Below are 14,715 nucleotides of genomic sequence, written 5' to 3'. Positions count from 1 at the left end.
CTCGGGCCGCAGCTCACCGGTCACCGTGCAGGTAGCGGGTCACCATGTCGACCAGTTCGGCGGCGAAGACCTCCTCCGGGATGGCCTGCGGCGCGGCCATCAGCTTATGGGTGTTCAGCTCCACCGTGGTCACGATCAGCTCGGCCGCGGTGTCCAGGTCGGTCACCGAGACGTCGGGGTGGCGGGCCAACAGGTCGCGTACCTGGGCGACCCGCCTCCGGCCGTGGCGTTCCATCGCCTCGACGAGATCCGGCGAGACCCGGGCCTCCTCGATCATCATGCGCAACAGGGCCGGGTCATCGCTGTGGTTGTCGATTGCGTCGCGGACCAGCGCACGGATCGCCGCGGGCAGCGAGCCAGGAGACAGGTCCACCTCGTCGGCCTCGCCCCAATCGCCGCGGTCGATGTGCCGCACCAGCAGCGCGGCCAGGATTGCGTCCTTGTTGGGGAAGTACTGATAAAGCGAGCCGATCGAGATCCGGGCCCGCTCGGCGATGCGGTTGGTGGTGCCGGCGGCGTAGCCGTGCTCGACGAAAACGTGAGCAGCGGCGGTCAGGATGCGTTGCCGGGTCAGCGCGGCGCGCACCTGGCGGGGCTTGCGACGTGGCTGTAGACGGCGGTCGGCCGGCGGCATGTGGTGATCCTTCCGGGACGCGAAAAGCGAGTAGCCACAGAGTTGAGCTATTGCTCACAATAGTGTCGTGAACTGGGAATACAACACTCTGAACCGACTGTCGACGGCGGCCGAGGTGGAGGCCGTCGTGGGGCGGCCGGCACCGATGATCGTGCGGAAGGAGGTCAGCGCCCTCGATGCGGGGTGCCGGGTGCTCCTGGACCGGTGCCCGGCTGCGGCCTTCGGCTACCGCGACGTCGGCGGCACGAGCCGCACCACGTTCGTCGGCGGCGCGCCAGGATTCGTCCGGGTCCTCTCCGCCACCCGGATCTCGTTCTTCCTGCCCGAGCCAGGCAAGCCTGAAGGTCCGGTGTCGTTCTTCTTTCTCTTGCCGGGGGTCGGCGAGGTCCTGCGGGTCAACGGCACGATAGCCGGACGCAAAGGCACGCGCGTCACCGTTGGCGTCGAGCAGGCCTACGTGCACTGCGCGCAAGCCATCATGCGGGCGCGGCTGTGGCAACCGTCGCCTCCGCCCGGCCCCGGCCGGCGGCACTCGCCGGCGACGACGGTCCGCTGCACGGGCCAGGGGTCGGCGAGTTCCTGGCCGCGGCGCCGTTCCTCGCCCTGTCCACCTGGGATTCCGCCGGCGGCAGCGACACCAGCCCGCGCGGCGACCAACCCGCGGTGGCGCGCATCCTGGACGGCCGGACCCTGGTCATCGCCGACCGTAAGGGCAACAAACGCGCCGACACGCTGCACAACCTGATGCACGACGACCGGCTGTCGTTCGCCGCCCTCGTGCCGGGGCGCAGCGGGGTGCTGCACGTCCGCGGTCGCGCGGCGATCACCGACGACGCCGCGTTGCTGGCGACAATGGCGCTGCGCGGGATGCCACCACACCTGGCGCTGGTGATCGACGTCGAGCACGCCGAGGTGAGCGGCAGCGACGCCGTGGCCCGCGCGCGACTGTGGTCGCCCGGCACCCACCTCGACCGGGACACCGCTCCCGATGTGGTGGCGATCGCCGGCGCGCACCTCGCCGGCGAATCGGCCGCCGCCGGCCGCCTGGTCAAGGCCATCAAGGTGATTCCCGGGATGAGCCGCCTGCTGCGGCGGGCGATGAATCGGGCCTACCGGTCCTGGCTGGGCAAGGAAGGCTACGAGGACATCGAGCCGGGCGGCCACGAACCGGCCGCGGGCGGCCTTCCCGAGCGACCGGTACGCGTGGTCGAGGTGCGTCGGGAGACACCGAGCACGGTCACTCTCGTGCTGGCGGACGCCGGCCCGACGCCGGGCTCCTTCGACTTCCAGCCGGGCCAGTTCTTCACCCTCATCGCCGACATCGATGGCCGGCCGGTGCGGAGGGCCTACTCGGCCTCGTCGGCTCCCGGCTCACCTTGCCTGGAGGTCACCGTCAAGCACATCGACGGCGGACAATTCTCCGGCCACGTGCATCACGACCTGCGAGCCGGTGACCGGATCGCCGTACGCGGACCGTCCGGATCGTTCCACGCCGGACCGCACCCGCTCGTGCTGGTCGCCGCGGGGAGCGGCGTCACCCCGATGATGAGCATGGTCCGCACACGGCTCGCCGACCGTGCCGAGGGCGGCCGGATCGACCTGCTCTACAGCAGTCGCCGCGCCGAGGACATCATCTTCGCAAGCGAGCTGAGCCGGCTGGAGCGCGAGAACCCCGGCCGGCTGTCCGTGACCCACGTGCTGGCGGAGCGGGACGGGCGGCTCGGCGCGGAGGGCGTACGTCGCTGGCTCGACCACCTCGTCCCGGATGACCGCACCAACTACTACCTCTGCGGACCGGAACCGCTGATGGAGGTGGTCCACGCGGTGCTGACCGAGTTCGGCGTGCCCGGCGACCGGGTGCACCGAGAGCGATACATCAGCGCGGCGAACGGCGGGAGGGCGGCGACCGTGCCACAGCGGATGACCGTTGAACGGGACGGACGACCTCTCGGCACGGTGGTGGTCGATCCCGGGCAGACCTTGCTCGACGCGGGCCTCGCGGCCGGCCTGCCGATGCCGTACTCCTGCACCGTCGGTAGCTGCGGCGACTGCATGGTACGGCTGCGCGACGGCGACGTCGCGCAGAACGAGCCCAACTGCCTGACCCCGCTTCGGCGGGCCGCCGGCTACGTGCTGGCGTGCGTAGGCAGCCCACTTTCCAAGGTCACCCTGGACATCACCGAACCGGGACCGGAATGTCTGTGACGTGGAGCAAGGTCGGCCCTTATTGCCGACCATCGGCAATCTAAACCCGCCCGATCTGTGGACCATAGCCCTGCCGAGACCCGGTCCGCCGCAGCGACGATGGAGGTCAACCCGCAGCTGAGCCACTCGCGCTCAGGATATGAACGCGTGGCACGCGGGCCTCGACGGAACTACCCGGCGACCACAGGCCGGTGGTTCCGCATGGAAGGAGAAGAAGACACCATGCAGGTTCGCAGGTTCCCTCTCGTACCGGCCGCCGCCATCACGGCCGTTCTCGTCCTCGCCGTGACGATGCTCGTGGCACGCGGTCTCGTCGACGCGTTGTTGATGATCGCTGTCGTCGCGGTGCTAACCGGTATGTACCTGCTGCGTCGCTACGCCCGCGCTCAAACGATCTACCGCCGCGCCGACGACCCGGCCACGTCACGCCAACGAGAGGCACCTCCACCCGGGCTGCGCCGGCCCGCGGCCCGCACCACAGTCGGCGGCCGGGAAGGAGCGGCATGACCACCTGGCGAGTACAGGATGTGATGACCACCGAGGTGATCACCGCACCCGTTGACGCGTCCGTGGCGGAGATCGTCGCACTGCTCACCGAAAGGCGGATCACGGCCGTGCCCGTGGTCGACAGGTTCGACGTGGTGCTCGGCGTGGTCTCCTGGACCGATCTGCGGAGAAAGATCACCGTCGCCGCACCGGACGCCGGATCCTCCGTCGGTCGGTGGCGCCAACGGGTACAGCCGTCGGTGCAATGGCCGCAGGGCATCGCCGCGGAGGTGATGAGCGCTCCGGCGCTGACCATCGGAGCCGACGCGTCGTTGCCGGCCGCCGCCAGGGTGATGCACCGGCGCGGCGTCGGCAGGCTGCTGGTCGTCGACCGCGACCGCAGGCTGCGGGGCATCGTCACCAGATCAGACCTCCTGAAGGTCCACGCCCGGCTGGACGCCGTCATCCGGGAGGACGTGTTGCGGCAGGTGGTCGGCCGCACGCCGCAGATTGCGCCCGGGACGATCCAGGTGGGCGTCGACGACGGCATGGTCACCCTCACCGGGCACACCGACCGCAAGACGACCGCCGTCGCCGTCGCGAGGCTGACCGCGACGGTCCCGGGCGTCACCGACGTCGTCGACCTGCTGAGGTTCGACGTCGACGACACGATCACGGCCACACCCCGTGCGCCCGGGCCTCGCCCGTTCCGCGGTCTGCGGACGGCCCGCCCGCCGGCTCAGCGTGTGCACTCACAGCCGGCGGATCGGCCGCCGGTCACCACCGGGGCGTAACCCCCGTACGGGCCGGCGAGCGCGGACATCGGGCCGCGCACCGGCCCGTTGCCGACGGCCGGCAAGCAACTACGGGATACGTGGCCGACGCCGACCGTGGTCGGCCCGCAGCCACGCGGAGATAATTGACGTAGCAAATAATTTGTCGAGTCAGGACTGCCGTACGGGCGCCGACCCTGCCGCGGACAGTCCGGGAGAGGTGTCGAGATGCAGTGGCAGGTCGATGACGTGATGACGCGCGAGGTGATCACCGTGGGAGCGGATACCCCGGTCGGTCAGATCGCGAGCCTGCTCGAGCGTGAGGGCATCAGCGCCGTACCGGTGACGACCCCGACCGGTGACGTACTCGGTGTGATCTCCCAGGCCGACCTGCTCGTCGGCGTCGCCGACGGCGAGCGGGACAACCCGCGAGGGGGCCGGCCCAAGGGAAGGGCCACGGCTGTGCGAGGCGGAGACCTGATGACCACCCCGGCCGTGTCCATCGATGCTGACACCTCGCTGACCCGGGCCGCCAGGACCATGCAGGACAGCAATGTCCGTCAGTTGCTGGTCACGGGTCCGCAGGGGCGACTGCTCGGCGTGGTGTCCCGCGGCGACCTGCTGCGCCCGTACGCGCGGGACGACGCGGCGATCCGGCGCGAGGTCGAGGCGGTGTTGCGCCAGCGGCTGTGGATCCATCCGGAACAGGTCGAGGTGCATGTCCACGACGGCACGGCGACCCTGATCGGCACGGTAGGCCGGCACTCCACCGCCGACATCGTCACCCGGGTGGTGGCGGCGGTGCCAGGCGTCGCCAAGGTGGACAACCACATCCGGTACGACTTCGACGACGCCGAACTGGTGCGCTCCACCGTCGGCCGCACCCACCCGTTCAGCGCCGAACCCTTCCATCCCGACAAGCAACGCCGCCGCATCCGGCGCACCGGCGGCAGCAGGCGCAGACAGCGCCAGGACGCCTGAGCCCCGCGGCATCAGAGACCAGGCTCGTTACCTGAATTCACGATCGGCTCGTCCCGCGCTCCGGGACGAGCCGCGTACGCCGGTCCGGCCGGGTTGTGGTCACCACGACCGGCTCCGGGCCGACGAGGCCACCCCTGATGTGCCAGGCGAAGCCATTCGGCTTCGGCCCCTTCGCTGTCCGGATTCTGCGATCACAGGATGAGTCATGAGTGTTGAAACCAACGTCCCCGACCACGGCCACTTCGCGCAGATGCGCGCGTCGCTGAGTGCGGAGTTCGCCATGCACACGGCACGGCTGACAGAGTTCACGCAGCTCGACGCCGACACCGGTGACCCCGGCGAGGCGTACCAGCGGGCGGCATTGCTGGCCGTCACCCGCCGCGCGTTGGAGCAGATCACCGGCGCGCTGAACCGGATCGCCGAGGGCACCTATGGGCGCTGCGAAAAGTGCGGCACCTCGATCCCGGCCGAGCGCCTGCAACTGCTTCCCCACGCCCAGCGCTGTGTGCCCTGCCAGCAGCGACACGACGGGTAGGCGTACCGAGGCGACCCCTGACCTTTCTTCGTGAGACTCGTGCTTCTTGGAGGCATCATGACCACCGCAGTGCACGATGCGACCCATCCGTCCGCGGAGCCGATGGAGTTGCTCCGCACCATGCTGGAGGAGCAGGTCGCCGTCCACACCGCGCGGCTGAACCAGCTGATGGTGTACGCCCGCCTGCCACGCCATGCGGGCTACGGCCCGCGCACCCTGGATGCGCTCGCCGCGGCTTCCCGTCAGCGGATCGCCGAGACCGCGCAGGCACTCAAACGCATGTCCGAAGGCACCTACGGTGTCTGCGGAGACTGCTACAGGCCGATACCGCTGGGCCGGCTCCGGGCCGCTCCCCAGGCCACCAACTGCGCCCTCTGCGAGCGACGCCGCCCGGAGACCTGGTGAACCGGGGCCGATGGACCTCCGTCCACGGCTGGTCCTCCTGCAGGAGAAAGGCGAGACGCCGCGCTGGCAGCCGATCACCCTCGACCCGGCCGCCCGCCTCGAGGAACACGCCACGGCACGGGGCGCGGAGCCTGTCCGCGCCCTGACCGTCAGCGTGCCCCTCGGCCGGCCTTCACGCGGCCTTCACGAAGGACTGTGCGGCCGATCCGTTGCAGTCCCAGATCTGCAGTCGCGCGCCGTCCGCTGTCGAGCCGTCCGGGGAGTCCAGGCATTTGTTGGAGTTCGGGTTGCGCAACCGGTTACCTTCCTGGACCCAGTTCTGTGCGCCGCTGCCGTTGCAGTCCCAGAGCTGCACCTTCGTGCCGTTGGCCGTACCCGCGTTGGCGACGTCGAGGCACCGGCCCAACGTCCGCAGGGTCTGGCCGTCCCAGCTCCACTGCTGGTCCTTCGAAAGAGATGACCCCTGGCACGTCCACAGCTGCACGGCCGCGCCATTGCCGCCCGTGTCGTTTCCGGCCACGTCCACGCACTTGCCGCCCGGCCCGTTGATCTGCGTCGCGGGTCCGCCCGTGGAAGGAGGCGGCGTCGTGCCCCCGCCGTCCTGGTAGTAGCGCACGTAGTCGATCGACGCGGTGAGCGGGAACTGGCTCTGCACGGGGTTCTGTCCGGGGTACGTGCCACCCAGCGCCAGGTTGAAGATGACGTGGAACGGCTTGCGGAACTCCTCCAAGGTCGCCGGCGTCGTGTCGATCACGTGCGTTTGCACACCGTCGATGTACCAGCGGATCTGCGCGGCCGTCCACTCGATCGCATAGACGTGGAAGGCAGCGGCGTTGTTGACGGCGGGGTTGGCGACGTAGTTGGCGTTCTGACCCGCTGTCCACGGGAACACGCCGGTCCGGAGATCCCAGAAGATGTTGTTCGTCACGGTCGCGTTCGCGTTCGCGTGTTCCATGATGTCGACCTCGCCGCAACTGGCCCAGTTGGTGGGCAGGCGGTCGTAATAGGTCTGCGCCGGGTTGTAGGCGCTCGTGGACGTCTCGTCGCACGAGTCACCGAGCGTCCAGAAGGCCGGCCACGAGCCGGTGGCGGTCGGGAGCGCCATGCGCGCCTCGATGCGGCCGTACTGGAAGGACTTCTTCGTGTCCGTCGTCATGCGACACGACGTCTGGTAGAAGTTGCGGCCGTTGACCGTGATGGGCGTCGTGAGCCAGTTGGCGCGCATCACGAGGTTGCCGCCGGACTGCGTGCAGTTCTCGGGGCGGTACCACTCCCACTCGCCGTTGCCCCAGCCGTCGAAGGCATTGAGGCCGGGGTTGAGGCCGTTGCCGACGTTGTAGTTCCAGTTGGCGCTGCTGGGCGCGCCGGACCCGTTGAACTCGTCGGCCCACACGAGGTTCCACGCGGCGTGTGCGGGCTGCTGCTGGACAACAGCGCTGCCGACGAGCGCAGTGACGGCCGCGGTGAGGAAGACCATGAGGCGCCGGCGGTTGCGTGACGGCGCTCGTTGCGCGAAACCTGCATTCATTGTCACGGAGAACGTCCTCTCGTACGGAGTGGTTCGATCTACTGCGACGGGCGACATGAGACGCGTTTCTGTAAACATTATTACGTAAATATTTCCAACTGTCGATGCGATGGGGCGGTGCTCGCAGACCGAACCGGGGGAAGGCCTGGGCGGTTAGCGCCGGTTTGCCGCATCTACGCCCGGTAAGGCGGACGCCACGGTCCGTTACCGCTCGGACCTCGGTGCGGACCGGCTCACCGGTGGGGCGCCGGTCGACGCGGGCCTCCTACCGCCATCGGGGAGCACGCAGGGCGTGGGTGGCCACGTCCGCGGCGAAGGTGCCCGGGTCAAGTCGCGCCGGTCACCGGCGACCAGGTGTGCGATCCACATCGAGGGCTGCCGGTCGGTGGCGGAGTACTGCATCCACACCGCCGCCGCGCAGACCTCTGCCGCGTTGGTCAGCGAGGCGCTCTTGCCGGCGCCGGGCATTGCGACCGCGACCGGGCGCAGGCCGGTGCCGAGTGTCAGAGTCAGGCTGCGATCCGATGCCGGACTGCCGCGGTGACCTCTACCTCCAGTACCGCTCCGGGCAGGAACAGCCGGTTGACCTCGACGGTCGTGCTGGCCGGCGGGTTGGCGGCTGGTGCGGCCGGGAACACGCTGCGGCGCACCGCGCCGTAGGCGGGCAGGTCCTTGAGGCTGGTCATGAAGGTCCGGATGTGCATCACGTCGGCGAAGGTGGCTCCGTGCGCTGCGAGGATTCCGCGGATGATCTCGAAGATGCGTTCCGCCTGGGCGGCGGCGTCGCCTGGTGCGACGACCTCGCCGGCGTCGTCCACGGCGACCTGTCCGGCGAGCATGAGCAGCGCGCCGCCGTCGAGGTCCAGACGAGCGACGTGGGCGAACCGGTCGCCGAATGGCGCGGCGACCGCCGGCGGGTTGTCCAGGGCCAGGTTCATCGGGTCTCCAGGTTGACGAGGGATGCCACGTCCGCCGCCGGGTCGGCGGCTGCGTGCAGGAGTTGCAGTGCGGCAGCCGCGACCGGGGCGGTCTGCGCATCGCGGAGGGCGAGTCGCGTGTCCTTGGCGGCCAGTGAGATCGCGAACGACGCACCGGTTGCGGTCGCCCGCCGGACCGCGCCGGCCAGCGGCCCGGCCGCGAGGGCATCGAGCGCGACCGCCCGGTCGATGTCGACCGCGTCGGCGACAGCGAGGGTGTCGTGCAACGCACCGAGCGCGGTGACCATCGCCGTGTTGACCACGAGCTTCAGCGCCGCCCCGGCACCGAGAGGACCGCAGCGGCGGATCGTGCCGAGGTCCCGGAGCACAGGTTCGGCGAGATCCAGGTCGGTGTATGAGCCCGCGGCGAAGATCGTGAGCGTGCCCGCCTCGGCCGCGGCGACGCTGCCGCCGACGGGAGCGTCGAGCAACGACACCGTCCCGGGCAGGCGTGCGGCGATCCCGCGTACCTCGTCCGGCCCGATCGTCGACATCTGCACCACGACCGCGCCCGGCCGCGCAGCTGCCACCGCGGAGCCGGAGTCGCCGGCGCCGAACAGCGCGGTCTCGACCGCGGCGCCGTCGGTCAGCATCGTGATCACCAGGTCAGCCCCGGCCACTGCCTCAGCAGGCGTTGCGGCGATTCCAGCGCGCAGCGCGGCCAACGGTACGGCGTTGGCCGGCGTGCGATTCCACACCGTCACCCGGTGACCGGTCGCCAGTAGCCGGCGCACGATCGCTGTTCCCATGTGTCCGGTTCCCAGAACCGCGATGCTCGTCACGGCCACAACGGTAAAAGCGGCATCGGCATGCGACCAACGAATGTCGGGCATGGATGCGATGCGTGGTTAGCATGGCGTGTGGAAACCCAGCTCCTGGAGGTGTTCCGGACCGTCGCGCGTTACGGCTCGATCACCGCCGCCGCCCGCCGCCTGCGCTTCACTCAGTCGGCTGTGTCACGGCAGATAGCGGCGCTCGAGGCCGAGGTCGGGGCACGGGTCTTCGACAGACTGCCGCGGGGCGTAGCGCTCACCGAGGAAGGACGCATCCTGTTGCCGCATGCGCAGGCCGTCCTCGACCGGCTCACCGCCGCCCAGCACAATCTCGACGACCTGCACCGCCTCGCCGGCGGCCGGCTGCGTGTCGGCGCGTTCCCTACCGCCGTCGCGGCACTCGTCCCGCGGGCACTCGCATCGTTTCGCTGCGCGTACCCGGATCTGGCTCTGTCGCTGGTCGAAGGGCTGACGCCCGGGCTGCTGGAGCGCCTCACCGCGGGGGACGCCGATGTGGTGGTGGTCAGTTCGTCACCGACTGGTCCGATCGACCCGGCCGGCGTCGACCTGCATCACCTGCTCGACGAGCGGCTGCTCGTGGCGGTGTCGCATGAGCATCGGCTGGCCCGGCGACGCACGGTGCGGCTGGCGGAGCTGGCTGACGATGCTTTCATCGTCGGCTCGGCGAACGCCGAAGAGACCCTGCTGCGCGCCAGCCTGCCCAGTGGCTTCCAACCGAGAATCGACATCGTCGCCGCCGAGTGGACCGGCAAGCTCGGCTGCGTCGCGGCGGGGCTCGGCGTCGCGCTCGTCCCGGCCCTGGCCGTGCGTGGCACGCCCGCCGATATCGCGCTGCTGCGCCTGCACACCGACGACGAGTCAATCCGCCGCATCTTCGCCGCCACCATCGCTGGACGGGCCAGGCCACCTGCGGTGGCTCGGTTCCTCACCCACCTCGACGAGGCCGCCCTCGGCGTCGGCCAAAGCCCTGACCGACCAGGATCCACCGATTCGGCTAGGTAAGTCTGACCACATACCCGCCCATCCACCGCCGGCGGCTTCCTGATGCTTGATGTTCCGCCTGTCACCATGAGGGCGGAGCGGATGGCGCCACTCAGGACGGACGACGGGTAACTGCCGGAACCACTCGGCGTGGCCCGCAAGGTTCGCCATGCGGAGAGGGACAGCTGATCGTCGATCGCTACGGGTTCAGCGTTCGCAGCCGACCACCGTGTCGTGCCGGCTCGGAACGCATTCGTCGCCCAGCGGGCCGTTGGCGCCGCCATCCAGCCGGTCGGCGATAGGCCTCGTTGCCGCAATCGTCGACCCAGCCCAGCCAGAACCCTCCGAAACACCGGTCAGGGTCGTCCGGCTTCGGACGACGCAGTTGCGTGATCCTCCGCAGGGACGCGGGTGTGTACACCAACTTCACCCGGAAATTGTGAAGATTCTTGGCCTGCACGTGGGCGGTGACCCAGCGGGCCGACTTCCGGGCTTGACCGACGACCGTCACCGTTTCCCAACCCATCCCACCGAAACCGTCGACCACGTAAACCTTCGCATCAGGCCGGAAGATCCTCAGCCCGCGCTTCGTCTCCTCGCCACCCGGCCCGGCCGGCCGTTCGTCCACGACGTTCGCCACGATCACCCACTGCGGCTGAACACCCGGCTCGCTGACAGGCCGTTCCGCCGGAACAGAGCCGCCCCTGCCCGGCTACGGGCACTTGCCAGCCATCGGCGTCCGGAAGGCATCATGACGCGCCGGGCCACATGCCAGCCTCGAGAGCCGTGTGATGAGGCGACGAAACACGGATGCGATGTTGCGCTGCCGGTAAGTACGGCGCAACTGCCTTAACTTGAGGCTTCCGCGTCGACTCGTCCGACCTGCAGCGGTTGTCGCTCAACGGGGATACCGACTGGCCCTACGGCGCCGCCGCGACCGGGATGCGGATAGCCGATGCTCCGTCACGGTCGCCGAGCGCGGCTTACTCCCGGGCGACGAGTTCCGCCAGACGCTTCCAGTGCAGGCATCTCCGCGGACTCGACAAGGGCCGCCGAGGGTACCGGAATCCAGTGAACCGCCACGTTGATCGTTTCGATCCGCGACAGCGACCGAGATCCGATCAATCCAATCCTGCTCAACGAGTTCATCATTCGTTAACAAACATATCGGTTGACCTCGATTTTTGTTGGGACTGGCGTCGATCGCATTCCATCGCGCACGGGCCGAAATCGGGGGCGAGCCTGCCGCACGGATCAAAGGTGATCTTCACCGGTTTGGGGCTGGCGCACAGCCGGCGGCGCGGTCATGCCGTGCCGCCACACGGGGGGAAAACTCCATATGAGACGACGATTCGGAATCGTCGCCGCCCTGACTCTCGCGCTCGCGGTCACACCCGCGGCCGCGGCTCAGGCCGGCGTGACCGGAGTTGGCGGCGTCACCGGCGTCAGTGGCGTGCCGGCGGTCGGTCCGGACGACCACGGCGAGCGGCAGTTGAAGGCGGCCGCTCAGGCCGAGGGCGACGCGGCGGCCACGCCCGGCCGCGACGGCGCGGCCCAGCTCGAGGTCCCGGCGCCCGCCTCCTCACCGGAGGCCGATCCGAAAGGGCTCGAAGACTGCGCCAAGAAGCGCCCGACCAGCGGTAAGAAGTACACCGTCTGCATCGGCCCCGGCCGTACCCATCCAAAGATCGCCGCTGGCAGTCCGGCCCGGGTGAACGGCAAAGCGGCCGCCGCGGCGGCGGTCGAGGTGCTCCCGCTGCCGCAGTTCTGCATTGACAACGCGTTCCGCGGCTGGTTCTGGTACCGCACGCAGGCGTGCTCCATCGCCTCGCGCACCGCGACGATCTACGACCAGGATGGCGGAGTCGCCGGCACCATCGAGTACCTGGAGCTCAACTTCTCGTACACCTCGTCGAGCATCGCTACCTGGGCCCAGCAGATCGAGCTGCGAAAGTTCGGCGGCACCGGCGTCGGGCTGCTGCCAGGCACTACGGCCGAGGGCTTCGCGGTGTGCGCGAACGCCTGCGTCACCCCGATCAGCACGTTCCCGCCCCAGCCGCTGGTGGACAACGCCGACGCGGCCGGCCAGGCGTTCTTCGACACGGTCGTGTCGGTGCCGGGCGACAAGGCGTTCTCGTTCACCACGTTCACGTACTCCTTCACCAACCCGGCCTGGGTCCCGGTCAGTCCGGGGACCGTGTCGCCGCCACGGGTGCGCTGCGACAACGCGCTTCCGGGGTCCGCACAGGTCGGCTGCGTCTTCCCCGACTACGTGCCGGTCGAGCAGTACGCCCGGAACGGATCGTTCCCGGAGTTGGCCCGGCACATCGGCGAAGCCCAGGCATCCGGCCTTCCCGGCGCCTACCCGGACGGCCCGACGCTGAACCGGCTCACCGACTCGGGCAAGGTCGGCAACAACCGCGACCGGGCCTGCCCGCGCTCCGACCGGGGCGGCTACCCGCGGCCGGAGACCAAGAGCTGCGACGAGTACCCGTTCGCATCGTCGACGCAGGGCGCCGAAACTGCCACGCCCAAGGGCCCGGCCCGCACCTTCGACTGGTGTCAGATCAACGAGCCGATCGGCACCACCGGCCCGGTGGGCTACAGCGTGTGCATGATCGACGCGGTGCAGAACAGCAGCGGCGGCAGTGACCTCGGCACGTTCTACCGCACCGAGCGGGTCATCGACGGCGACCCGTTCTACGTCTGGATCACCGGCTCCGGTGGCGGCCCCAACCCGAATCCGCCCAACTACCCGCCGGTCGTGAGCGCCGGACCGGATGTCAGCGGCGACGAGGGCTTCGACGTCGAACTGAACGGCAGCGCGACCGACGACGACGGACCGCCGCAGGTGCATTGGAGCTACCAGCCCGGGCCGGACGTGGACCCCGGCGCGCACTGCTCGTTCGGCAACGACGCGTCTGCCGTCACCACGCTCCGGTGCAACGACGACGGCACGTACACCGTCACGATCAGCGGCTCGGACGGCATCCACGACGAGGCGAGCACCGACTCGGCCATCGTCCACCTGGCCAACGTCCCGCCGCAGCTGCGACGCCTGCGGCTGGCGGCGCAGAAGGCGGCCGACCAGCCCGCCCTCGGGATCGTCTCGCCGCAGCCGTGGCAGCTGTTCCGCGTCGGTGACCGGGTCACCCTGACCACCAACTTCGAGGACCCGGGCACCAACGACACCCAGACGTGCAACATCCAGTGGGACGACGGCACCAGTTCGTCCGGCACGGTGGCCGGCAGCGCCTGCGGCGGCACCCACGTCTACACGCACGCCGGGATGTACACCATCCAACCCGGCATCACCGACGATGACGGCGGGGTCTCCGAGAAGGCATCCGTCATGGTGGTCGTCTACGACCCGTACGGGGGCTGGGCCAACACCGACGGCTCGTACGACTCGCCGGCCGGTGCGCTGACCTCGTCGCCGAACACCACGGGCGAGGGGTGGTTCCACCTCGCCGGCCGGTACTACCCGCAGAACGACCTGCTACGACCGCAGGGCTCCGCCCGATCCTGGATACCCGGCACCGACTACCGGTTCGACACGGACGGGTCCACCCTGGACTGGCTGGTCGTGACCCCGGACGGCAAGGTCGCCGCCAAGGGCAGCGGCACCCTGGCCGGGCACAGCGGCCGATACGGGTTCGTGTTCTACGGCTATGACGGCTGTACGACCGGCGGGACAGCGGGCGCCTGCCAGCCCGGGACCGACAAGTTCCGCGCCGTGGTGTGGCCGCTCTCGGCCGGCGCCAACCCGGGCGCCGGGACGGTCTACGACAACCGGCCCAGCGCCGGATACGACGTCGACGTGGCCGAACCGACCACGCTGCGGACGGGACAGGTCCTGATCCAGCGTCCCTGAGAGAGATCCGGCCCGGCACCCGTTCGCGGGGGCCGGGCCGGTCACGTACGAGACCTAGCATGGGCAAGGTGAGCACAATGCGCGCTGCGATGCCGGTCAGCCACCACCAGTTCTGGCTTATCGACGACGACCGCCTACCCCGCCCGTCCGGCGCGCCCGGCAACGGCCTGGTGCTGCTGGGCGCACCGGGCACGGCGGTGATCTACACCGGCATCCACACCGGCGTGGTCGGTCTCACCGTCGATGCCCGGGACGCGGCGCCCGCCACGGTGGAGCCGGACGGCTGGGACGAGGTGGTCGAGGTCAGCCTGACCGTACCGGCAGGCCGGCTGCGGGCGGTGCCGCCGATGGCCGACGGGCCGTCCCTCCCGCCGTTGACCGCCGCCGCGGGCGATCACCGGCTGCGGGTGCATGCCAGAGGCCGGGACACCGCGGTCGACGGCGTGACGCGCGAGCCGGAGGAGGAATACCTGATCATGGCCTGGCCGGCGCCGGCCGCGCCGGAACGGATCTACCGTGTCTCCGACGGGTACGGCGCCTCG

The 14,715-nt window shown here is 69.9% G+C and carries 14 protein-coding genes; 9 read left to right on the top strand and 5 right to left on the bottom strand.

The window, feature by feature from the left end:
- Positions 1–13 precede the first annotated feature (13 nt).
- Entirely contained in the window at positions 14–634 is a 621-nt protein-coding gene (locus AB0F10_RS18845; protein WP_360626103.1) for a TetR/AcrR family transcriptional regulator, read from the bottom strand.
- Between the two features lie 492 nt (positions 635–1,126).
- Between AB0F10_RS18845 and AB0F10_RS18840 the strand changes: the two genes are divergently transcribed.
- The 6 genes from AB0F10_RS18840 to AB0F10_RS18815 all read left to right on the top strand — a co-directional run bounded on the left by AB0F10_RS18840 (position 1,127) and on the right by AB0F10_RS18815 (position 6,019).
- Complete coding sequence (locus tag AB0F10_RS18840) at positions 1,127–2,839, top strand: 2Fe-2S iron-sulfur cluster-binding protein (protein ID WP_360626100.1); 1,713 nt, start codon at positions 1,127–1,129, stop codon at positions 2,837–2,839.
- Between the two features lie 285 nt (positions 2,840–3,124).
- The gene (locus tag AB0F10_RS18835) at positions 3,125–3,346 is read left to right on the top strand and encodes a hypothetical protein (protein ID WP_360626097.1); all 222 of its coding nucleotides are present in this window, start codon (positions 3,125–3,127) and stop codon (positions 3,344–3,346) included.
- Positions 3,343–4,119, top strand: coding sequence for a CBS domain-containing protein (locus AB0F10_RS18830; protein WP_360626094.1), 777 nt, complete (start codon positions 3,343–3,345; stop codon positions 4,117–4,119). The genes AB0F10_RS18835 and AB0F10_RS18830 overlap by 4 nt, the downstream gene beginning before the upstream one ends.
- Before the next feature lie 207 nt (positions 4,120–4,326).
- Positions 4,327–5,079 (top strand): CBS domain-containing protein, encoded by a 753-nt coding sequence (locus AB0F10_RS18825; protein ID WP_360626091.1) that lies wholly within the window; start codon positions 4,327–4,329, stop codon positions 5,077–5,079.
- Positions 5,080–5,284: 205 nt separating this feature from the next.
- Positions 5,285–5,614, top strand: a complete 330-nt coding sequence (locus tag AB0F10_RS18820) for a TraR/DksA C4-type zinc finger protein (RefSeq protein WP_360626088.1) — start codon at positions 5,285–5,287, stop codon at positions 5,612–5,614.
- Between the two features lie 57 nt (positions 5,615–5,671).
- Positions 5,672–6,019, top strand: coding sequence for a TraR/DksA C4-type zinc finger protein (locus tag AB0F10_RS18815; protein WP_360626085.1), 348 nt, complete (start codon positions 5,672–5,674; stop codon positions 6,017–6,019).
- Positions 6,020–6,191: 172 nt separating this feature from the next.
- Here the strand turns inward: AB0F10_RS18815 and AB0F10_RS18810 are convergent, their stop codons facing one another.
- The 3 genes from AB0F10_RS18810 to AB0F10_RS18800 all read right to left on the bottom strand — a co-directional run bounded on the left by AB0F10_RS18810 (position 6,192) and on the right by AB0F10_RS18800 (position 9,357).
- Positions 6,192–7,547 carry a ricin-type beta-trefoil lectin domain protein gene (locus AB0F10_RS18810; RefSeq protein WP_360626184.1) on the bottom strand — a complete coding sequence of 452 codons (1,356 nt, stop codon included), beginning with the start codon at positions 7,545–7,547 and terminating at the stop codon, positions 6,192–6,194.
- Between the two features lie 509 nt (positions 7,548–8,056).
- A complete protein-coding gene (locus AB0F10_RS18805; protein WP_360626082.1) occupies positions 8,057–8,485 on the bottom strand; it encodes a RidA family protein in 429 nt (142 codons plus the stop codon).
- Positions 8,482–9,357, bottom strand: a complete 876-nt coding sequence (locus AB0F10_RS18800; RefSeq protein WP_360626079.1) for an NAD(P)-dependent oxidoreductase — start codon at positions 9,355–9,357, stop codon at positions 8,482–8,484. Before AB0F10_RS18800 ends, AB0F10_RS18805 begins: the two co-directional genes overlap by 4 nt.
- Positions 9,358–9,384: 27 nt before the next feature.
- Here AB0F10_RS18800 and AB0F10_RS18795 point away from each other — a divergent pair, with 27 nt between their 5' ends.
- Positions 9,385–10,320 carry a LysR substrate-binding domain-containing protein gene (locus AB0F10_RS18795; RefSeq protein WP_360626076.1) on the top strand — a complete coding sequence of 312 codons (936 nt, stop codon included), beginning with the start codon at positions 9,385–9,387 and terminating at the stop codon, positions 10,318–10,320.
- Positions 10,321–10,498: 178 nt separating this feature from the next.
- Here AB0F10_RS18795 and AB0F10_RS18790 read toward each other — a convergent pair whose 3' ends face one another.
- On the bottom strand, positions 10,499–10,939 hold the full coding sequence (locus AB0F10_RS18790) for a hypothetical protein (protein WP_360626073.1): 441 nt from the start codon (positions 10,937–10,939) through the stop codon (positions 10,499–10,501).
- A gap of 699 nt (positions 10,940–11,638) precedes the next feature.
- Here AB0F10_RS18790 and AB0F10_RS18785 point away from each other — a divergent pair.
- Entirely contained in the window at positions 11,639–14,173 is a 2,535-nt protein-coding gene (locus tag AB0F10_RS18785) for a PKD domain-containing protein (RefSeq protein WP_360626070.1), read from the top strand.
- A 77-nt stretch (positions 14,174–14,250) separates the two neighbouring features.
- Positions 14,251–14,715 (top strand): hypothetical protein (locus AB0F10_RS18780; protein ID WP_360626067.1); only part of this gene is annotated, 465 nt, incomplete at its 3' end.

It is taken from the genome of Actinoplanes sp. NPDC026623, from assembly GCF_040638275.1.
Classification (GTDB): domain Bacteria; phylum Actinomycetota; class Actinomycetes; order Mycobacteriales; family Micromonosporaceae; genus Actinoplanes.
This window is presented reverse-complemented; position numbering and strand designations above follow the sequence as displayed.